This is a genomic window from Hominimerdicola alba 8, from assembly GCF_000178155.2.
GTDB classification, from domain to species: domain Bacteria; phylum Bacillota; class Clostridia; order Oscillospirales; family Ruminococcaceae; genus Hominimerdicola; species Hominimerdicola alba_C.
Genome location: NZ_ADKM02000050.1, coordinates 60,886 through 81,640, shown reverse-complemented (window position 1 = coordinate 81,640; position 20,755 = coordinate 60,886). Strand labels below are relative to the sequence as shown.

General features: G+C 48.0%; 19 protein-coding genes. 14 read left to right on the top strand and 5 right to left on the bottom strand.

The features are described from left to right. Nucleotides 1-76: 76 nt before the first annotated feature. From gpmI to tpiA, 5 genes are all read right to left on the bottom strand, one after another. Nucleotides 77-1,651, bottom strand: a complete 1,575-nt coding sequence (gene gpmI, locus CUS_RS04840; protein ID WP_002847861.1) for a 2,3-bisphosphoglycerate-independent phosphoglycerate mutase — start codon at nt 1,649-1,651, stop codon at nt 77-79. A gap of 108 nt (nt 1,652-1,759) precedes the next feature. Next, the gene (gene gpmA / locus CUS_RS04835; RefSeq protein ID WP_037276599.1) at nt 1,760-2,503 is read right to left on the bottom strand and encodes a 2,3-diphosphoglycerate-dependent phosphoglycerate mutase; all 744 of its coding nucleotides are present in this window, start codon (nt 2,501-2,503) and stop codon (nt 1,760-1,762) included. Between the two features lie 127 nt (nt 2,504-2,630). Next, nucleotides 2,631-3,152 carry a hypothetical protein gene (locus tag CUS_RS04830; RefSeq protein ID WP_002847966.1) on the bottom strand — a complete coding sequence of 174 codons (522 nt, stop codon included), beginning with the start codon at nt 3,150-3,152 and terminating at the stop codon, nt 2,631-2,633. Nucleotides 3,153-3,193: 41 nt separating this feature from the next. After that, nucleotides 3,194-3,685, bottom strand: coding sequence for a hypothetical protein (locus CUS_RS04825; protein WP_002847831.1), 492 nt, complete (start codon nt 3,683-3,685; stop codon nt 3,194-3,196). Nucleotides 3,686-3,810: 125 nt separating this feature from the next. Next, nucleotides 3,811-4,587 (bottom strand): triose-phosphate isomerase, encoded by a 777-nt coding sequence (gene tpiA / locus CUS_RS04820; protein ID WP_002847895.1) that lies wholly within the window; start codon nt 4,585-4,587, stop codon nt 3,811-3,813. Between the two features lie 445 nt (nt 4,588-5,032). Between tpiA and CUS_RS04815 the strand changes: the two genes are divergently transcribed. The 14 genes from CUS_RS04815 to CUS_RS04750 all read left to right on the top strand — a co-directional run bounded on the left by CUS_RS04815 (nt 5,033) and on the right by CUS_RS04750 (nt 20,740). Beyond that, on the top strand, nt 5,033-5,401 hold the full coding sequence (locus tag CUS_RS04815; RefSeq protein ID WP_002847754.1) for a hypothetical protein: 369 nt from the start codon (nt 5,033-5,035) through the stop codon (nt 5,399-5,401). Further along, a complete protein-coding gene (locus CUS_RS04810; RefSeq protein ID WP_002847910.1) occupies nt 5,398-5,895 on the top strand; it encodes a hypothetical protein in 498 nt (165 codons plus the stop codon). The genes CUS_RS04815 and CUS_RS04810 overlap by 4 nt, the downstream gene beginning before the upstream one ends. 1 nt (nt 5,896) lies before the next feature. Then, nucleotides 5,897-6,385, top strand: coding sequence for a hypothetical protein (locus CUS_RS04805; protein WP_002847835.1), 489 nt, complete (start codon nt 5,897-5,899; stop codon nt 6,383-6,385). 1 nt (nt 6,386) lies between these two features. Beyond that, complete coding sequence (locus tag CUS_RS04800; protein WP_002847761.1) at nt 6,387-6,932, top strand: DUF3592 domain-containing protein; 546 nt, start codon at nt 6,387-6,389, stop codon at nt 6,930-6,932. Nucleotides 6,933-7,491: 559 nt separating this feature from the next. Continuing rightward, nucleotides 7,492-8,169 (top strand): ABC transporter ATP-binding protein, encoded by a 678-nt coding sequence (locus CUS_RS04795; RefSeq protein ID WP_002847789.1) that lies wholly within the window; start codon nt 7,492-7,494, stop codon nt 8,167-8,169. A 43-nt stretch (nt 8,170-8,212) separates the two neighbouring features. Beyond that, entirely contained in the window at nt 8,213-9,100 is an 888-nt protein-coding gene (locus CUS_RS04790; protein WP_050792204.1) for an ATP-binding cassette domain-containing protein, read from the top strand. Between the two features lie 128 nt (nt 9,101-9,228). After that, nucleotides 9,229-12,168: an extracellular solute-binding protein gene (locus CUS_RS04785; RefSeq protein WP_037276571.1), complete on the top strand. Its 2,940-nt coding sequence runs from the start codon at nt 9,229-9,231 to the stop codon at nt 12,166-12,168. A 17-nt stretch (nt 12,169-12,185) separates the two neighbouring features. Beyond that, nucleotides 12,186-13,121, top strand: coding sequence for a carbohydrate ABC transporter permease (locus tag CUS_RS04780; RefSeq protein WP_002847917.1), 936 nt, complete (start codon nt 12,186-12,188; stop codon nt 13,119-13,121). An 18-nt stretch (nt 13,122-13,139) separates the two neighbouring features. Continuing rightward, nucleotides 13,140-14,039, top strand: a complete 900-nt coding sequence (locus CUS_RS04775; RefSeq protein WP_002847806.1) for a carbohydrate ABC transporter permease — start codon at nt 13,140-13,142, stop codon at nt 14,037-14,039. 44 nt (nt 14,040-14,083) lie between these two features. Next, nucleotides 14,084-15,688 (top strand): tetratricopeptide repeat protein, encoded by a 1,605-nt coding sequence (locus CUS_RS04770; RefSeq protein ID WP_157769499.1) that lies wholly within the window; start codon nt 14,084-14,086, stop codon nt 15,686-15,688. Nucleotides 15,689-15,691: 3 nt separating this feature from the next. Further along, entirely contained in the window at nt 15,692-16,321 is a 630-nt protein-coding gene (locus CUS_RS04765) for a Yip1 family protein (protein ID WP_002847837.1), read from the top strand. Nucleotides 16,322-16,341: 20 nt separating this feature from the next. Then, nucleotides 16,342-18,723 carry a DUF5696 domain-containing protein gene (locus CUS_RS04760; RefSeq protein ID WP_002847870.1) on the top strand — a complete coding sequence of 794 codons (2,382 nt, stop codon included), beginning with the start codon at nt 16,342-16,344 and terminating at the stop codon, nt 18,721-18,723. Further along, nucleotides 18,723-19,676, top strand: coding sequence for a carbohydrate ABC transporter permease (locus tag CUS_RS04755; protein WP_002847944.1), 954 nt, complete (start codon nt 18,723-18,725; stop codon nt 19,674-19,676). The genes CUS_RS04760 and CUS_RS04755 overlap by 1 nt, the downstream gene beginning before the upstream one ends. 14 nt (nt 19,677-19,690) lie before the next feature. Then, nucleotides 19,691-20,740, top strand: coding sequence for a carbohydrate ABC transporter permease (locus CUS_RS04750; RefSeq protein ID WP_002847921.1), 1,050 nt, complete (start codon nt 19,691-19,693; stop codon nt 20,738-20,740). Nucleotides 20,741-20,755: the final 15 nt, after the last annotated feature.

Below are 20,755 nucleotides of genomic sequence, written 5' to 3'. Positions count from 1 at the left end.
CACTTTTTAAGTGAGCGCTCTTCTATCGTTCATGTCAATAATTATGAATTATGAATTATGAATTATGAATTCAGAATTATATCATCGACTCTTCCCAGCTTGCAGGTGCTTCGATACCCAGTATCTTAAGTACGGTAGGTGCAACGTTTGCAAGACCATACTTGGTGCTGTCAGCATCTTTGATCTCGTACTTATCCTTGCTTACGATGTAGAAAGGTACACGGTTCAGCGAGTGTGCTGTTCTTACAGTGATCTCGCCCTTCTTGTTCTTCTCCAGCATCTCGTCAGCGTTACCGTGATCTGCGGTGATGAGGACGGTGTAGCCGTATTCCTCAGCGACTTTCAGCAGTCTTGTCAGACCGAGATCAACAGACTCAACGCCGATGATAGTAGCGTCCATCGAACCTGTATGACCGACCATATCGCCGTTAGGGTAGTTGCATCTGATGAAGTCGAACTTCTCGGACTTGATAGCTTCGATGAGGTCATCGGTTATCTCAGCGGACTTCATCCAGGGGCGCTGATCGAAGGAAACTCTGTCAGAAGGTATCTCCTTCCACTCTTCGGAAGCGAACTTCTCGGATCTGTTGCCGTTCCAGAAATAGGTTACGTGACCATACTTCTGAGTTTCGGAAACTGCGTAGGACTTCAGACCTGCCTTGTCGAGTATCTCGGACATGGTTTCCTTGATCTCGGGAGGATTAACCAGATACTTGCTTGGAATGTGGAGGTCGCCGTCATATTCCAGCATGCCTGCGTACTTGACATCAGGCTTAACGCCTCTGTCGAAGTAGGTGAAGTCATCGCCTGCATCGAATGCCATTGAAAGCTCGATAGCTCTGTCACCTCTGAAATTGAAGAGGATAACGCTGTCGCCGTCAACGATCTTGCCCACTGGCTCGCCGTTCTCAGCGATAACGAATGCAGGAAGATCCTGATCGATAGCGCCGGTTTCGTTTCTCAGTGTTTCAACAGCTTCCAGTGCGTTTGCGAACTGTCTGCCTTCGCCCTTTACGTGAGTTTCCCAACCCAGCTTGACCATATCCCAGTCAGCCTGGTATCTGTCCATAGTGACTTTCATTCTGCCGCCGCCCGAAGCGATCTTAGCATCGAAAGTGCCGTCATTCAGTGAAGCCATGCACTTTTCCAGATCCTCGATATAGAGGGGAGCGCTTGTTGCGGGCACATCTCTGCCGTCCAGCAGAACATGTACTCTTACCTTAGCCGCACCCTGCTCTTTAGCCTTAGCTATCATTGTCTTGAGGTGAGAGATGTTTGAGTGAACGTTGCCGTCAGACAGCAGACCGATGAAGTGCAGAGTGCCGCCATTAGCCTTAGCGTTCTCCAGCAGTTCCTTCCATGTAGCGGAGTCGAACATCTTGCCGCTTTCGATGGACTCATTTACCAGCTTAGCGCCCTGCGAGTAGATCTGACCGCAGCCCAGTGCGTTGTGACCTACCTCTGAGTTACCCATATCGTCATCGGTAGGCAGACCTACTGCACTGCCGTGAGCCTTAAGGGTGGTATAGGGACAGACTTTTCTAAGTCTGTCCAGTGTGGGGGTGTTAGCCTCAGTGACAGCGTCACCCAGACCTGTAACGGAGATGCCAACGCCGTCCATTACTACGAGTATGACCTTTTTGTTAGACATGTTAAAAACGTCCTTTCATGTATATATTGCCGATCTATCTGCCAAGCGCCCCCGCGTCAGCGGGGGGACACCCGACAGCCATTCGGCTTGAATTTTCAGCCGAAACCGTTACTTTGCTTTACCCTGATTTGCCACGCTGTTCATTTTAGCAGTCAGTTCATCGGGGTCGCACAGATACTCTTTGCCTATCACGTTGAGGTCGTCATCGAATTCATACACCAGCGGGATAGCTGTAGGTATGTTTACACTAACTATTTCCTCATCGCTCAGACCGTCGAAGTACTTTACAAGCGCTCTCAGGCTGTTGCCGTGAGCGGCTATCACCACGCGCTTGCCTGCCTTGATCTGAGGTTTTATCACCTCTTCAAAGTAGGGCACTGCTCTTGCGATAGTATCCTTAAGGCTCTCCTGCAAAGGAAGTTCTGCGGGGTCTGCCTCGCGGTACTTGGGGTCTTTCTTCGGATTTCTCTCGTCGTCCTCAGTCAGAGCCATCGGAGGGATATCGAAGGATCTTCTCCAGATCTTTACCTGCTCTTCGCCGTATTTAGCGGCAGTTTCGCTCTTGTTAAGACCCTGGAGCGCACCGTAGTGTCTTTCATTGAGTTTCCAGCTCTTCACCACAGGCAGCCATTCCCTGTCCATCTCTGCCAGCACATTATTGAGCGTATGGATAGCCCTTTTGAGGTAAGAGGTATAGCATATATCGAAATCAAAGCCTGCATCTTTCAGCACCTTGCCTGCTTTCTTAGCTTCCTCCACACCTGCCTCGCTCAACTCAACATCTGTCCAGCCTGTGAACTTGTTCTCCTTGTTCCACTCGCTTTCGCCGTGACGGATAAGTACCAGTTTCATGCTCATATTAAATTGTCCTTTCGTTTATGCCCCATACCCGCGCATGAAGGGCAGCGGCATACTTATTTATAACAAATGCCGTTGGCATCTATTACCGAAACCAAATAAGATTTAAGCTATGCCGAACTCACTCAAATGCAGTGATGTCCAGCGTATCGGGGTCGGGGTTGACAGCGCGGTAAGCATCGTCAGCCTGATCCCACTTTTCTTTCATAAGTCGTTTTGTATCGGGGGCAAGGGCTTTTTTAAAGTCTGCCCTGAAATCGGGGTCGTATTTATCGACATCGTCCCATGTGTAGTACACGCCTTCGATGGTGAAGACACCTTGGTTTTCATGGACTTCCCTGCCGTCAGACAGCTTTATGTCGAACCAGTCGCCCACCTTGTCGTTCTGCGCTTCGATGGCTTTATCTTTGCCCGAACCGCTCTCAGCCATTGTTCTGATGAACTCGTCAGCCCGCGCGACAGCATCGGGGTTTGATAACTCCTGTCCGTAACCGTAGGGTGAACTGTCACTGCGATACCAGAGGGTAACACCGTCAAGGTCAGTCTTGCTTTCAGCCTGTGCGGGGGTCTTGCTATCGACATTTCCGCAGGCGGTCAGCGCCATCAGACAAGCCGCTGTAATAAAAAGTATAGTTTTTTTCATTTTGTTTTCTCTTTCAATTTATCTATCTCTTATAGCCTCACTCATGCGAGGTCGGCGTGTTTTTGTCTTGCGACCGCGTAAGCCATCATCAAAAAGATGAAAGCCGCGATATTTGCCCAGCCGCAGTAATTCATCACTGTGAAATTCATCATATGGAATGCAAATGTTTCCTGACCCTCACGGATCAGTATCCTTTGAGTTCTGCGATACATATAGATGTAGACCACCTGACTGACAGGCAACACCAGTAATGTCACCACGCCCATAAACAGCGGGTCTGAGTCGGTGTCCATAAGTAATTTCATAATGAACCAGAGTATGAAATACAGCACCACGCCGCCGTAGAGTGTTATCACCAGCGCGGTGTCGGGGCTGTTGGGCGGTATCTCGCTATTAAGGTCGAATACCGAGATCAGCGCCTTTGAATAAAAGGCGGGTCTGAAAATGTAGATTATCGTTATCAGCAGGAAATATATCTCCTCAAACACGATGGATAATATCATCAGTCGTCTGAGCAGTGTACTTCTCTTCATTCAGCATCACTATCCTTAGGATAAGATTTCCCCAAAAGATATTTGCCTTTCTCTCACATGCCGTGACTTTCGGGGGACTTTATACGTCCCCCCGAAAGCGGCATATGGTTTTATTCTATATTATATTAGCCGTTTACAGCTGCCTGTACGATGGTGTTGAAGTCAGCTGCCTTAAGGGAAGCGCCGCCTATCAGACCGCCGTCAACGTTCTCCTTAGATAGCAGTTCAGCAGCGTTGCCTGCGTTCATGGAACCGCCATACTGAATGGTAACAGCCTGTGCGGTAGCTTCATCATATATCTTAGCCAGAGTTGCTCTGATGAATGCACAAACTTCCTCAGCCTGATCTGCGGTAGCGGTCTTGCCTGTGCCGATAGCCCATACAGGCTCATAAGCGATAACAGTCTTCTTAACGTCCTCAGCGGAAACGTCATACAGATCCAGCTTTATCTGACGAGCGATAACTTCCTCAGTGATGTTGCACTCACGCTCCCACAGCAGTTCGCCAACGCAAACGATAGGCTTAAGACCTGCGGCAAGTGCAGCCTTAGTTCTCTTGTTTACTGTTTCGTCAGTCTCACCGAAATACTGTCTTCTCTCGCTGTGACCGATAACAACGTACTCAACGCCCAGCTCTACCAGCATGTCAGCAGAGATCTCACCTGTGAAAGCGCCGCTCTTCTCGAAGTGAACGTTCTCAGCGCCTACTTTAATGTTAGAACCTGCGGTGGTGTTTACAGCAGTTTCAAGGTTGGTGAAAGGTACGCAGGCGATGACTTCAACTTTGCCCTCAGCATTAGCTACGAGAGGCTTGATAGCTTCCAGCAGTTCCTTAGCTTCGGGACGGGTCTTGTTCATCTTCCAGTTACCTGCGATGATAGCTTTTCTTACAGACTTCTTCATGTTAAAAACTCCTTTTAAGTAATGATACGGACACTTTTCACACAAACGCCGAACGTCAGCATGCCGCGCCGTTAGATATTGACCTACATTGTTAATTATACAACAATATCCCCTCAATGTCAATCCTTAAACAAAAGAATTCACGGATATTTCGCGCATGAAAAAACAGCGGGTGCGGTCAATTTTTGCGGCGGTCTTTATCGGCTTTTGCCCCCTTGCAAAATCTGCCTTTATATGGTATAATAAACCTAAAAGAAAATATGACTATCCCTTTAGCACACCACTGCAAAATACCTTTATCAATGAGGAAAAACTGAGTCGATGTTATCTTTCCCCCGCCGCAGGCGGGGGAAAGATAACCGCCAACTGTATTCAATTCCCGATATAACATCGTTTATTTTGGTGTATCAGCGGGATAATCACAATTTATAAAAGGAGAACTCAAATGTACGAAGAATTTGCCGCATGGCTCGATGAAAAACTTGAAAATGCCCTGCCTGCCGATGCGCAGGCTGTAAACTTCAATATCTACGAAGAGGAGGACAACGGCTGGACTGTACAGCTGATAGCTTCCGACCGCTTTGACCCGCAGGACGATGAATGGGCTTGCTTTGAGGTCTATTCGACAGGTGAAGACCTGTATTACTGGGAGAAAGAATGCGGCTGGGAAGAGATACACGAAGATGTGCGCGAGATGGTCAAGACTTACCTTGAAAAGGGCAAGTTTGCTGAGGTGCTGAAAAACTTCCGCGCAGTGGGCTTCGGCTTTGTTGACGGCGACCTCGAACTGGCTTATGTGAGGGAACTTCAATGAAAACGCTCGAAATCGTCTTTGCCGTTGTGCTGTGGGTCATGGCTGTGCCCATGATAGTTGTTGATGTGCGGATGATACTGCTGATGAAAAAAACGGAGAAAAAGGCTGTGGTTTTCAGCCTGTTCAGCATTTTACCGGATTTTTTTCTGCTCGTTGGTGTAACATGCAGTTTTATTGGCGGTAATATCTCTGTGACGCTGTATGCGGCTTTCTGTGTTTTTGCCTTCACGATGCTTCCGCTGATACCTATTTACATCACACCGCAGGGAATGCCGAATGTAGGGCTTAAAGATGCCTCTTTTGAACCTGCTGACAGCGTAAGCTATGAATATGCGCAGGGTGGTCGGTTCAAAGAAACTCTGCTGATATACCGCAATGGTTCAGAAGTGCCGATAAAACTGCATTTCGGCATAAAAAATCCGAAACTGATAACCATACTGAACGACAATTATGTGAAGCATGGATATGAAAATCCTCTTTTAAAGGAGCAATAAAATGAAAACATATGAAATTGTTTTTACTGTTGTGCTGGCGGTCATGGCTGTGTATTACATAATTGCTGATGTGCGGCTGATACTTGTGCTTAAAAAGGCGGGCAAAAAGACTATGGCATTCAAATCAGACTGCTTTGGGGAGTTGTTTTGCCTTATCTTTGGTGTGACGATCTGTTTTTTGCACAGTAATATGATCTTGGCAAGCATAGCGGCGTTATGCACCGTTGTTCTGCTGCCGATGATACCGACTTATATCACATCGCAGGGAATGCCGAGAGTCGGTTTAAAAGCATTTATGGAACCTGCGGAAAAAATAAGTTATGAATATGCGCAGGGCGACCTTGTCAAAGAAAATCTGCTTATATACCGCAATGGTTCGGAAGTGCCGATAAAACTGCATTTCGGCATAAAAAGTCCGAAACTGATAACCATACTGAACGACAATTATGTGAAGCATGGATATGAAAATCCTCTTTTAAAGGAGCAATAAAATGGAAATTACAAAACTGCTGTCACTTGCGGCAGATGAAGAGAAAAACGCTTTTGACGGGCTGTTCAGCGGCGCGGGCGGAATTGTGGGCATAGTGCTTATCGTGACGGGCTTGCTGATAATCTATATCGGCATAAAAGTTATGAGAGGTTACAGCTTTATGCCGACACTGGGCGTTGAAACTGTCATTGAAGAAGACACCTACGTTGAGGGTACTGCGACACTTGTCAGTCAGCAGAAGACCACTCTGCCAGATTTTAACGGCACAGGCGAACGGGAGTTCACCGAATGGACGATAAGCTATACTGTCGGCGGTGAGGAGTATACTCAGACTATACCCGATGATGGCTACAGCAAAGGCGATACTATAAAAATAAAGTACGACCCCAAAAAGCCCGATGAATACTATCTGGCGGAAGAGGCTGATGAAGAAGCCGCCGAAGAAGCTGACAACACGGACGAGAGGAAGTCACGCAACAGCGGCGCGATACTGATAGTGCTGGGCGTTATCGTCATTGTGGGCGGCGCGGCACTGGTCACGATGTAGGGGATATATTACATTTTCAATATGAAAGGCAGCACCGCAAAAGCGCGATGCTGCCTTTTTTTGGGAGGAAAAAGGAATTTTGCTATTTTATGGATTATACATAATTAAAAGGGGGTATTAGCTGTATATAATGACATGTGAAAAATTGTTGTGATTTTACACAATAGTGTCTGAAAAATTATTGTGAATTAAAAAAATGTAATCGTTAAACCTGACGAAAAACACACTAAAATTTCGGCTAGATGCACAAAAATCGAATATCCGAATTGTGCGGTACAGACAAAGTTGTGAAAAATGCCAAAATTATGCTATTTCAAGGTGTTTTTACCGCTTGACAAACTGACGGTAAATTGTTATAATGAATGATAGCATAGTGTGCGGTTTTGTCCATTTTTGATAAAATTTCAAGCAAAATCGACTTTAAACAAATTGCTTTTTTGAACATATTGTACACAAACACTGCATGTTGTGTTCGGGATAATTAATATATCACAAGATGTGAAAATTGCACAAAACGTTAGCCTGAAGCAGACGCATTCGGGAGGGAGGCTGATCTCCAATGGATGTGATACTAAGGACGGAAGAACTGTACCGTGACTTCAAAATAGGTGACGGCAGCGTGGTTTCCGCTTTGAAAAATGTCAATATCGAGATAGAAAAAGGCAAGCTGACTGTCCTGCGCGGACGCTCCGGCAGCGGCAAGACCACTCTTATAAATATACTCGGCGCACTTGACCGCCCGACAAAGGGCAAGGTGATGTTCGATGGTAAGGATATCACGAAGCTGTCCGAGGGTGCGCGGGATAATTTGCGCAGGCACGATATGGCATTCGTGTTCCAGTCGGTGGCGCTGATGTCGGGCATGAATGCCTTTGAGAATGTCAGCTTCGGACTGAGGCTGGCAAAGTACCCCTACGACAAGCGCGATGAACGCACAAGGGAATGTCTGGCGGCTGTGGGACTTGACAAGCGCATGACCCACCGACCCAGCGAGATGTCGGGCGGTGAACAGCAGCGTGTAGCTATCGCAAGGGCGATAGCCCACGAGCCAAGACTCATATTTGCTGATGAACCTACTGCCGAACTTGATACGAATACTGCTCTGCACATCGTCAAGCTGTTCAAAGAGCTTGTAGCCAAGCAGAACATGACTATTATAATGACCACACATGACCCCAGCATGATGGACGTTGCGGACAAGGTCTACACATTGGAGGACGGTGAGATAGTTGGCTGAAACTGATGCTGATACTATTGTAAAGCCCGATGATGGTGAATATATGATCAGGTGTGAGAACCTGGTGAAAATCTATAAAACTTCTGATGTGGAGGCTGTAGCGCTTCAGGGACTCGACCTTGATGTAAAACGGGGCGAACTGATGGCTATAGTCGGCAATTCGGGAAGCGGCAAATCGACGCTGCTGAACATGCTGGGCGGTCTTGACCGACCTTCGGCGGGCAGTCTGGTGATAGACGGCAAAGATATGCTGAAATTCACTGATAAGGACTATATGGCGTATAAGCGCGATACTGTCGGGTTTGTCTGGCAGAACAATGCGCGCAACCTTGTGCCTTACCTGACAGCGGTGCAGAATGTCGAACTGCCGATGCTTCTGAAAGGCAAAAAAGGCAGACGGGCAAGGGCACTGGAACTGCTGAAAAAAGTGGGGCTGGAAAAGCGCAGGAACAGCAGGCTCGACCAGATGTCGGGCGGTGAACAACAGAGGGTGGCGATAGCGATAGCTATGGCGAATGACCCCAAGCTGCTGCTGGCGGACGAGCCTACGGGTTCGGTGGATACCAAGACTTCGGCAATGATACTGGATATCTTCAAAGAACTGAACAAGAGCGAGGGCGTGACGGTGGTCATCGTCACACACGACCTGAAACTGGCTGAACATATCGACAGAGTGGTCGCCATAAGGGACGGGCGCACGAGTTCGGAGATAATCAGAAAACGGTCATATGCCGAAGAACTCAACGAGATGGGTGAAGTCATCTCGGAGGGGGACGCTGTTCACGAAGAACTGGCGGTGCTGGACAGATCGGGCAGATTACAGCTGCCTAAGGAGTACATGCAGTCGCTGGGCATAAAGGGCGGCGGCAAGGTAAAGGTCGAACTTGACGAGGAGAGGGGCGGCATAATGCTGTTTCCCTCAGATCATTAGGATCATTGAGCCTGCGGGCTTAAGATAAATGGGATCTGTATACTTTTATGACACACGAGCGGTCGGAAAACAGTGAGGATCTCAGGCTTTTTACACACACTACATTTTGAGAAAGGGTGGATTCAATAGTGAAAAACACAATGTTTAGGCGTGTTGTTTGCTCTGCTGTAGCGCTCAGTCTGAGTGTCAGCTGCTTTGTTCCGACGGCTTTTGCAGACCAAAACAACTCTCTGGACACCCAGGACGAAAGCTCGGAATCGATGACAGGTACTGACAGTATACGTCAGACTTCTTACAGCAAGTATCTGGAGAAGTATGAGGATACCGCAAGACCGAATATCGATGAGATAGTCATAAAAGGCTCGGATTATATACCCGACTCGGTCAGTGCTGACCTTGTGCTGGGTACTGATACCAGCTTTGAGGGTGTCGATGATGTGCTTTACTGGGCAAACCAGCAGGGCTCTGTTTCCTACGAGGTGGATATCCCACAGGACGGCAGATACAACCTGAAAATGTCCTACTATGCACTGCCGGGCACTACCAATGACATTGAGTTCTCGCTGCTGATAGACGGTGAAAGCCCCTACGGCACAGCTCAGCGTATCACACTTGATAAGGTGTGGGTCAATGACGGCGAAATAGGCGAGGACGCAAAGGGCAACGATATGCGTCCCGGTCAGGTGGAGTTCCCGTCGTGGCAGATGGATAAGCCCGTAGCTGATGTTGACGGTCTGTACAATGAACCTTTGCAGTTCTTTATGACTGAGGGCAAACATGTGCTGACTATCGATTCGGACAAGGCACAGTTCGTGCTGGGCGATATCAAGGTATACAATTATAAAGAGCCTAAGGAGTATGAGTCACCTTCGGCTAACGATGTTTCGCAGCTGAAAGGGCAGATGATAACTCTTGAGGGTGAAACTGCGAACTACAAGTCATCGCGAACACTTTACCCCACATCGGACAAGACTTCTTACATGACTTCAAGTTCAAAGGGTTACAGCCCCACCAAAACAAGGTATAATACCATCGGCGGCGGCAACAACTGGAATCAGTCAACACAGTCTGTCACATGGGAGTTCAACGTTCCTCAGGCGGGCTACTATAAAATAGGCATCTTCGGCAGACAGGATCAGATGCGAGGCATGTACTCGAACAGAAGACTGTACATAAACGGCGAGGTGCCCAACAAGGAGTCGGAGCAGATCAAGTTCTACTATGACACCGACTGGAGCGTTGTATCACCTTCAAACAAGGCGGGCAACCCCATGCTGTACTTCTTTGAGGCAGGCACCAATACGCTTACTCTCGAAGCCGTACCCGGTGAGATCGGTGAGATCATGGGCGAACTGGACGATGTTGTTTTCGACATCAACAGCTACTACCGCCAGATCAGACAGATCACAGGTCCTTCTCCCGATGAGTACAACAACTACATGATAGATGTTGCTATCCCCGATATTCTCGGTGACTTTGAGTACAACGCAAAGCTGCTCAGACAGGAGAAAAAAGAGATCGAGCGTCTTTCAGGCTCAGGCGGAACAGAGGCTGAAACGCTGGAAAAAATGGCGATCGTACTTGACAAATGTGTGAAGAAGCCTGATATAATCCCTGAAATGATGGGACAGATCAAGGATAACGTTACTGCGGTTTCGACCTTTATAAATACTTACAGGATGCAGCCTCTTGAGGTTGACAAGATCGAACTTTGCTCGGATGACACTTCGTTCTCTGAATGCGACACCTCTTTCTTCGGCACTGTAGGTCACGGCTTCCAGTCTTTCATTGGCTCGTTCTTTGAGGACTACAACTCGCTTTCAAACGATGAAGATGCAGCTGCACAGGAGTGCTGGATAACTCTCGGACGTGATAACGCGGTAGTTATCAAGGAACTGATAGACAGCGACTACAATGCGACTTCAAATTCCAAGATCAACCTCAAACTGGTACAGGGCGGTATCACTGAGGCTACATTCTCGGGCAAGGGTCCTGATATGGCGCTCTTCCTGGGCGGCGACTACCCCATTCAGCTGGCGGTAAGAGATACGCTGGTCGATATCACACAGTTCCCCGATTATGAGGAAACCATACAGAGATTCGCACCCAATATAATGACTCTGTATACCTACGACGGCGGCGTTTACGGTCTGCCATGCACACAGAACTTCCCGATGCTGTTCTACAGATCGGATATACTTGCAGAGTACGGCATCGACCCCGAATATGATCTGGTATCGTGGGACAGGATAATCAACTGCCTGCCTACTCTCCAGAGAAACTACCTCGAAGTCGGTCTTAGACTTCCTGCGACTGCAAGTGCGGGCGTTACAATGGTATCGGCTGTTACCGAGAACGGCAACACTTTCGCTATGATGGTGCTTCAGCAGGGTCTTAACTACTACACTGCCGACCAGAAGAAAACTACTTTTGATACTCAGGAAGCTATCAACGCTTTCGATACCTGGACAAAGTTCTATACCACATACAGCTTTGAACAGACTTATGACGCATTCACACGTTTCAGACAGGGCGACATGCCTGTACTGGTCAACGACTACTCGTTCTACAACCAGCTGACTGCTGCGGCACCTGAAATAAAGGGCTGCTGGTCGTTCAGGGCAGTTCCCGGTACTTTTGACGAGAACGGCAACCTCAACCACGCTGCAAACTCTGAGGGTCAGTGCTGCGTTATCTTCAAAAAGGCGCCCGACCATCAGGCTGCATGGGACTTCATCAAGTGGTTCACAAGTGCTGATACACAGATGAAGTACGGCAACAACATCGAATCTGTACTCGGTCCTATGGGTCGTTACTCCACTGCTAACCAGGAGGCTCTGAGAGGTCTGTCATGGACAACAAAGGAAGCTGACCTGCTGCTGGATCAGATGAATGCACAGGTAGAGATACCGATAATCCCCGCTTCTTACGGCGTAACAAGAAACGTAATGAACGCATTCAGAAGTGTCGTAAACGACAACGAGAATGCAAGAGATACCCTGTTCTGGTACAACAAGGATATCAACGACGAGATCACACGTAAGCGTGAAGACCTCGGTTTAGACTAAGGAAAGGAGAGTGTGTTATGGCTAAAAAAACACAAGGCCCTATGAACAAACAGGGCAGAGGGGCTTATACCTGGCACATGATGAAGGCGAATAAGGGCTGCTACTTCATGCTCATTCCTTTCATGATCTTCTTTATCATCTTCACGGTAGTACCCGTTGTAATGTCCCTGCCTATGGGCTTTACAAACTTCAACATGATACAGATGCCCAAATGGGTGGGTCTGTCGAACTTTTACACACTGTTCGTAAACGACGATGTATTCCTGATCGCTGTCAGAAATACCCTGATATTCGCGATCTTCACAGGTCCGTTCTCTTACGTCCTCAGCTTCCTGATAGCGTGGCTGATAAACGAGATGAACGCATTCCTGAAAACATTCTTCACATTCGTATTCTATGCACCTTCGATGACCACATCGGTATATGTCACATGGCAGCTGATACTTTCGGGCGACTCCTACGGTTACCTGAATGCTGTGCTGATGGATCTGGGTATACTCAAATCTCCTGCACAGTGGATAACTGATACCAAGTACATACTGACAGTCGTTATCATCGTGCAGCTGTGGATGTCGATGGGCGCAGGCTTCCTTGCGATACGTGCAGGCTTCCAGAATATCGACAAGTCGATGTACGAGGCGGGCGCTATCGAAGGCATCAAGAACAGATGGCAGGAACTTTTCAAGATCACTATCCCCTCGATGGGACCCCAGCTGCTGTTCGCTGCTGTTATGCAGATATCCACTTCGTTCACAGTTGGTATGGTAGGTCAGAACCTCGTTGGTCTGCCTTCTACCGACTACGCAGCACATACCATAATGAACCACGCGACCGACTACGGCTGGGTACGTTATGAGATGGGCTACTCGTCTGCGATATGCTTCGTGCTGTTCGCTGCGATGCTTCTTGCCAATAAAGGTGTCAACTGGATACTTGGCAAGTATCTTGATTAAAAGGGGGGAATATTTCAAATGGCTAGAAGAAGAAAAAAGCAGTCTATCGAAAAGCTCAAAGTTTCTGCGAACAAGAAGCCTATCAACGGCTCTCGTGCAGGAGATGTGTGCATTTTCATATTCTTAGTGCTTCTGGGTGCATTCATGGTATTCCCGCTGTACTATTCGGTGATACAGTCACTTAAGCCTGTTGAAGAACTTTTCGTGTTCCCGCCGAAGCTGTACGTTATAAACCCAACGGGAAGAAACTTCTCGGATATGTTCAGAGTTGCGGCGAACTCATGGCAGGTGCCGCTGTCGAGATATATCTTCAACAGCTTCTTCATCACCATCGTTATCTGTGCTGCGAACCTCTTCGTGTGCTGCTGTGCGGCATTCGTACTGGCTAAGTGCAGGTTCCCCGGTGATAAGATCATCAACCAGATCATCGTGCTTGCGCTGCTGTTTGCTTCAAACGCTACATGGATCATGCAGTTCATGGTAATGGCTAAGCTGCACATGATAGATACCTACTGGGCACTGATACTCCCCAGCATCTCCACTTCGATCGGTCTGTACCTGATGCGTCAGTCGATGTCTACCATACACGACGCTATGGTAGAGGCTGCAAAGGTCGATGGTGCGAGCCTTTTCAGGATATGCTGGCAGATAGTCGTTCCCAACTCAAAGCCCGCTCTTATGACGCTTATCATTTTTGCATTCCAGGGCGCATGGAACATGCAGGGCGGCGCACTGACATACTCAGAAGAACTCAAAACACTACCTACTGTAGTACAGCAGATATCTGCGGCAGGTCTTGCCCGTCAGGGTGTTACCTTCGCATCGAGCGTTGTACTGCTCATTCCTCCGCTGCTGGTATTCCTTGTCGCTCAGGGCAACGTTATGGAAACTATGGCGAACTCAGGTATGAAGGATTGATAAGTATCCGACAAAAGATATGAAAAGGAAAAAGGTGATAAGTAGTGTTGAGAATAAAAAATTCTTTTAAGAAAATTCTCTGCGCAGGGCTGGCAGCAGTCGCCGCTATGTCGATGACGCTGGACGCCTTCGCAGCTGAGCCTTACAAGTCCTACATCTACGATACCTGGAACGACTCGATACCCTCGCAGAACGCTTACCGTATCGACAAGACAGTTACAGGCTATGACATGGGACTGAGCAGGCTGTCCGACCCTGCCGACCCGCTGTTTCTAAGTGAAACTGCATCGGCAAGGCTGTCAAACCCAAAGGACATGTACTTCGACCCCGATGAGAAAGAGTTCTGGATAGCGGATACCGACAATAACCGTATCCTCAGACTTGATGACCAGCTCAATATCATAGGTGCTTACGCAGAACTGTCCGACGGAAGCCGATTCGCTTCCCCGTCGGGTGTGTATGTAAAGAGAAGTCTGTATGATGACAAGCCCCTTTACATCTACATCGCAGACTATGAAAATTCAAGAGTCGTAAAGGCTAAGGTAAAGTCTGATACCGAACTGGAGATCGTCAAGGAGTATACAAGACCTGATACCGACCTTTACACAGTAGAAACTTTCAACCCATCTAAGGTCGTTGCAGACTTTGCCGAGAACGTGTATGCAGTTTGTACCTCTGTCAATCAGGGTGCGGTGCAGTTCAACCGTTCGGGCAAGTTCCAGGGTTACTACGGCGCTAACCGAGTTGAGGTAACAGCTGCCGTTATCGCACAGAAACTCTGGAGAAAGTTCGCATCGAACGAGCAGATCTCAGGTATGACAAGAAATGTACCTGTTGAGTATGCAAACTTCGATATCGACGACGGCGGCTTCATCTACACCGTCACCGAAGCGGCTAACACCACTACGGACGCTGTAAAGAAGCTGAATCCCGCAGGCTACAACATCTGGGACAACTCAGCGGGCAACGAATACAAGTTCGGTGATATCGCATCTGAGTATGACCCGACACAGAACCAGACCTATTCTACCAGACTGACTGATATCTGTGTGTCTGACAACGGTCTGATAAACGTGCTGGACTTCTCAACGGGACGAGTTTTCCAGTATGACAGAAATGCAAGACTCCTCTGCATCTTTGGTACAAAGAACTCTACCAACGACCAGAGAGGCAGTTTCTCGAACCCCAACGCGGTCGAGGCTTACAACAACAATATCTACGTAATAGACGGTTCAAAGAACGATGTTACCATCTATTCCGAAACCACATTCGGTGCACTGATGCACGAGGCTGTTGAACTTTACGATCAGGGCAGATATTCCGAAGCGAAACCTATCTGGCAGAACGTTATCGCAAGAGATGGCGGTTACCCGATGGCGTATATCGGTCTTGGCAAGGCAGCCCTGAATGAGGGCGAGTACAGCAAGGCGCTGGATTACTTTGAAACTGCCTACGATCAGGACGACTACGACAGGGCGTTCAAGTACGCAAGAGAAGAGTTTTTGAGAGAGAACTTCACTCTCATCATCATCGTGCTGGCAGTCATCATCGTGTTCCTGTTCGTGCTGTCAAAGATGCACAAGAAAGGCAAGTACCTGCTGAAAGGCAGACTGTACGGCAAAAAGTCAAGAAATAGGGGGGGAAGATAAACTATGTATGAATTTACACCTGTAGGCTGGTTGAAACATTGTATCTTCCACCCGGTCGAGGGTTTTGAAGACCTCAGATGGAAGAAACAGGGTTCAATGAAGATCGCCCTGATAATAGTTTTCTTCCTGTTCGTTGCAATGGTGGCTGACAGACAGCTGACGGGCTTCCAGTTCAACAACAATTATGTCAAGATCTTCAACGTTGTTCCGCTGATAGTCCAGTCGGTGGTATACTACTTTACATGGTGCGTCGGCAACTGGTCGATATGCACACTGCTGGAAGGCGAAGGCACTTTCAGGAAGATAAGCATATATTCAGCTTATTCACTGGTACCTTTTATAGTATGCACACTGGTAAAGGTGATCTTCTCGAATTTCCTCGTACAGGAAGAGTCCATATGGATCACTGCACTGACTTATCTGGGCTTTGGCTGGTCTATCGTGCTGATGATACAGGCGATGAGAGCCTGCCACCAGTATTCGTTCGGCAAGACCCTCATTTCGATGGTGCTGACACTGGTAGCTATGCTGCTGATACTGTTTTTGGCGATACTGCTGCTCTCGCTGTTCCAGCAGGTTTATGTATTCATATATCAGATCTACACTGAGATCGCGTATAGGATCCGAGGCTAATTAGAAACGGTGGTGTAAAAATGGCAAACAAAAGTTATAAAAAAGCTGTTGTCTTTGGTTTGTGTCTTGCAATGCTGACGCCTCTGGGTTCTATGGCAGTAACTTCGGCAGATGCCGAAGAGGATACTGCGGCGGTCGAGGAAACTGTTGAAGAAGTGGTTTCTGATGACGCTGTGACCTCTGATGACGAGGATAAACTCCCCGATAAGATCAGCAATGAGCAGGCTGCTGCTATGGCGCAGAAACTCAGCGAGAACGACAAATTCATTCTCTACGGCGACGAAGAGAACGAAAGACTCGGTCTTTATGTAAAGGAAACAAACAGTTATTGGTGGACTTCGCCCATCAATGTATATGCCGATGATATCGTGGTCGATCCCGAAAAGGGCGACATGATGAAGACAGCGCTGAGAAAGCAGATAGCTTCCAGCTGTGCTATCAAGGTCGGTGACCTCAGACAGGAGAAGAGGACTGAGTCCGCTGCACCTGTTTACTCCAATAAGGCGAAGGTAAAGTGGAAGACCAACGACAAGGGCGCAGTCATACACTATGACTACAACTCAGAGGGCGTTGAGTTCGATGTCCACTATGAACTCTGTGAAGACAGCCTTTATGTGTATGTCGATACCGCAGAGATAAAAGAGGACAATATCTCGACTGTTGACGGCAAGATACTGACAAAGCTACAGCTTTGCCCCTATTTTGCGGCAACACCTTCGGTCGATTACGAGGGCAATCCCACTGAGGGTTACATGATAATCCCCGATGGCAGCGGCGCTGTCATCAACTACAACAACGGCAAGGGCAACTACCCCGACTACGTACAGCAGGTATACGGCAGAGATTACACAATGGTACCCCTGACCGCGCCGAGAGTTACCGAGCAGGCTTATCTGCCCGTACTCAGCACTGTATACGGCGACAGCGGCATCGTTGCCATAGCTACTGACGGTGACTCGAATGTCTACGCAAGGGCACAGGTCAGCGGTCAGAACAAGCAGGTATACAACAACTGCTACTTTGAGTTTGAAACTCGTTCGTCAGATGCGTTCTTCATGAGCGGCGACAGTGCCAACAAGCTGAACGTTTTCGAGAAAGACGGTATCAAGACCGACCGCTTCGGCATACACTACTACCCCGTTGCTTCAAAGGACGGCGGTATGGTGAATTACGCTGACTGCGCTGAGGTCTACAGAAATTACCTGATAAACGAAAAGGGTCTGAAACAGCAGGCTTCACCAAATAACCAGCTGTACCTCGATATGTACGGCGGCGTGCTGAAGAGAACTTCGATACTGGGTCTGCCTTTCAACCTGAAGACTGAGATAACAGGCTTCGACCAGGCAGGTGAGATAGTTGACGAACTTAAAGGCAAGGGCGTCAGCGGTTTCACAGTAAACTACAACGACTGGACAAATGCCGCTATCAAGGGCAATATCTCCACAGGCTTCAAGCCTTCGGGCACACTGGGCGGCAAGGGCGATATGCTGGACTTCATGGGTACTGACGGCGTTACTGTTTACCCATCGCTCAACAACTTCACCATGAACAAGTCGAGCGCAGGCTACTGGACACTGACCAGTACAGCCATAAGGATATCCAATGCTTATTCAAGACAGTCTTCCTACAGCCTGTCCTTCGGCGTTGCACAGAAGGGCGTTGCGCCTGCACTGCTGTCACCCAGCAAGTATCAGGACACCTTTGAAGAGATAACCGAGAGTTTCAGTGACAAGGGCGTTAAGAACGCAGGCTTCGGTATGTTCTCGTCAAGACTGGTGGGCGACTACACCAGAAAGGACACATACTCCAGAAACAAGACCATGAACACTGTGGTCGAGAACTATCAGAAAGCACAGTCTTCCATCGGTTCACTGATAGCTGATGAGGCTAACGCTTACGTTCTGCCTTATGTTTCTACGGTAACAGGCGTGCCCGTATCGTCAAGCGGATTTGACCTGACAGATTTCGACATTCCGTTCTATCAGATGGTGCTTCACGGCTATCTGCCTTACTCTTCAAGCGCTATCAACAAGAGTTCCAACACTGATGAAACATTCATGCTGGCGCTGGCTTCGGGTTCGCAGATACACTACGATTTCACTTATGCAGACAGCGATGTTTTGCAGGATACAGACTACAACAAGCTGTATTATACCAACTACAAGGGCTGGACTGATGCTGCGGCTAACCAGTTCAAGGCTGAAAACGAACTGCTGAGCGGTCTGGGCGACTACACCATCAGCAAGTACGAGGTAAGCGCTGACGGCAATGAGTTCACCACAACATATTCTAAAGATGGTCAGAAGGACGTTGTGGTAGTCATCAACAAGGAAGATGCTACAGCATCGGTCGATGGCAGAAGCGTCAGCATAGAAAACTGTATTGAAGGAGGTCTGAGATAATGAGCGATACTGAAAAGACCACTACCGCTGCAGCGCCTGCAAAGGCGGAGAAAAAGCACAGACTCTCCTATGAAAAGAGAAAAGGTCTGTACGGCTACGGATTTATTGCACTGTGGGCACTGGGTACTATATACTTTTTCATATACCCGCTGATCGTTTCGATCATCTACTCGTTCAATGAAACTCACGTACAGCCCGGCGGCATGGAGATGAAATATATCGGCTGGAAGAACTATGTGAATGCCTTCCGTAAGGATCAGGACTATTCGCTGGCGCTGGTGGATATGCTTAAAAACACCGCGCTGAGGACTCCTCTGATAATCATATTCTCCATATTTATAGCACTTGTACTTAACCAGAAGTTCAAGGGAAGAACTTTCGCGAGAGCGGTATTCTTCCTGCCTGTTATCATCGCTACGGGTCCTGTAATGGATATCATCAACGGTAACATGAGCACAGGCGGCTACTCGGGCGGTTCCGAGCAGTTCAGCACAATGTTCGAGGCTAACCTCGTTGACCAGCTGCTGAATTTCTTAGGCATATATAACATCAGTGACAAGCTGTCGAGCATCATCAATTCGCTGACCACCGACATCTTCAATCTGGTGTGGAACTCGGGTATACAGATACTTCTGATATTGGCAGCTCTCCAGGGCATCTCGCCCGCCTCTAAGGAAGCGGCGCAGATGGAGGGCGCAACATCATGGGAATTTTTCTGGAAGATCACACTTCCTACGATCAGCCCGATGATACTCGCAAGCGTTGTTTACACTGTAGTTGACTCGTTCGTTGACCCCGGCAACAAGGTAATGACCATAGTTCTTAACAAGTCTACCAACTGGGATCACGGCTATTCGGCGGCAATGGCGTGGGCTTACTTCGCGATAATCGGTGTTTGCCTTGCGATCATCGTTGCCATACTGAACAAGGTCATCTACTACGAAGTTGAGTAAAAGGGGGGATAGAAGTGGCGACTAAAAAAGAAGAAAAGCAGTTTGAAAAGGAACGTAAAGCGGCTGCTAAAGCGCGTCAAAGACGCATGAAAGAGATCGGTATCGAAAAGTTCCTGACCCCTGAGCAGATCAAGTACAACAGAAGACAGAGGGCTATCAGTGCTGTTTGGCCTGTTTTCAGATTTCTGATATTGTTTGGTCTGTGTTTCATCATTCTCTATCCTCTGATCTTTATGCTGTCAACAGCATTCAGACCCAGTGAGCAGATGAACGACCCCTCTATCATCTGGATCCCAAAGAGTTTCACAATGGATAATGTTAAGCAGACATGGGGCGTTATGAAGTTCGATAAGACCCTTATAAACACCATAATCCTCAATCTGGTGGCTTCTATATTGCAGGTCGTGACCTGTTCGATAACAGGCTACGGCTTTGCAAGATTCAAGTTCAAGGGCAAGAACATACTGTTCGGCATCGTTATAATGATGATCGTCGTTCCGCCTCAGATAACCACCATACCTCTGTACATGCAGTTTGCGCACTTCAAGCCTGAATTCTTAGCAAAGCTGTTCACGCTGGGCAGATCCGCTTCGCTGATAAACAGCCCGTGGACAATGTATCTGCCCGCACTGTTCGCAAACGGTATCAGAGCAGGTCTGTTCATCTTCATCTTCCGTCAGTTCTTCAGAGGACTGCCGAAGGAACTGGAAGATGCGGCTTACCTTGACGGCTGTTCACCTCTTTACACCTACGTGAAGATAATGATACCAAACGCAAGGCAGTCTTTCCTGACAGTTTTCCTGTTCTCCATCGTATGGTACTGGAATGACTACTATGTATCCAGTTCATTCTTCACTAACAACGACACAGTTGCGCTGATGCTGAAGAACCTGAATACCAACCTGATACAGCAGTTGTTCGATGGTCAGTCGGTATCTGTTCGTCAGATAATCGTTTGGCTGGAAGCAGGCTGTCTGCTGTCGATAACACCTATACTGGTAATGTATGTATTTCTCCAGAGATACTTCGTTGAAGGTATCGAGAAATCGGGTCTTGCAAACTAACATGCTGAACTCTTC

Bases quoted from the DNA above. Each gene is read 5' to 3' on its own strand.
- gpmA (WP_037276599.1), bottom strand. From the start codon at position 2,503: ATGAAACTGGTACTTATCCGTCACGGCGAAAGCGAGTGGAACAAGGAG.
- CUS_RS04830 (WP_002847966.1), bottom strand. From the start codon at position 3,152: ATGAAAAAAACTATACTTTTTATTACAGCGGCTTGTCTGATGGCGCTG.
- CUS_RS04810 (WP_002847910.1), top strand. From the start codon at position 5,398: ATGAAAACGCTCGAAATCGTCTTTGCCGTTGTGCTGTGGGTCATGGCT.
- CUS_RS04825 (WP_002847831.1), bottom strand. From the start codon at position 3,685: ATGAAGAGAAGTACACTGCTCAGACGACTGATGATATTATCCATCGTG.
- CUS_RS04765 (WP_002847837.1), top strand. From the start codon at position 15,692: ATGTATGAATTTACACCTGTAGGCTGGTTGAAACATTGTATCTTCCAC.
- CUS_RS04795 (WP_002847789.1), top strand. From the start codon at position 7,492: ATGGATGTGATACTAAGGACGGAAGAACTGTACCGTGACTTCAAAATA.
- CUS_RS04775 (WP_002847806.1), top strand. From the start codon at position 13,140: ATGGCTAGAAGAAGAAAAAAGCAGTCTATCGAAAAGCTCAAAGTTTCT.
- CUS_RS04790 (WP_050792204.1), top strand. From the start codon at position 8,213: ATGATCAGGTGTGAGAACCTGGTGAAAATCTATAAAACTTCTGATGTG.
- gpmI (WP_002847861.1), bottom strand. From the start codon at position 1,651: ATGTCTAACAAAAAGGTCATACTCGTAGTAATGGACGGCGTTGGCATC.
- CUS_RS04760 (WP_002847870.1), top strand. From the start codon at position 16,342: ATGGCAAACAAAAGTTATAAAAAAGCTGTTGTCTTTGGTTTGTGTCTT.
- CUS_RS04815 (WP_002847754.1), top strand. From the start codon at position 5,033: ATGTACGAAGAATTTGCCGCATGGCTCGATGAAAAACTTGAAAATGCC.
- CUS_RS04780 (WP_002847917.1), top strand. From the start codon at position 12,186: ATGGCTAAAAAAACACAAGGCCCTATGAACAAACAGGGCAGAGGGGCT.
- CUS_RS04755 (WP_002847944.1), top strand. From the start codon at position 18,723: ATGAGCGATACTGAAAAGACCACTACCGCTGCAGCGCCTGCAAAGGCG.
- CUS_RS04805 (WP_002847835.1), top strand. From the start codon at position 5,897: ATGAAAACATATGAAATTGTTTTTACTGTTGTGCTGGCGGTCATGGCT.
- CUS_RS04800 (WP_002847761.1), top strand. From the start codon at position 6,387: ATGGAAATTACAAAACTGCTGTCACTTGCGGCAGATGAAGAGAAAAAC.
- tpiA (WP_002847895.1), bottom strand. From the start codon at position 4,587: ATGAAGAAGTCTGTAAGAAAAGCTATCATCGCAGGTAACTGGAAGATG.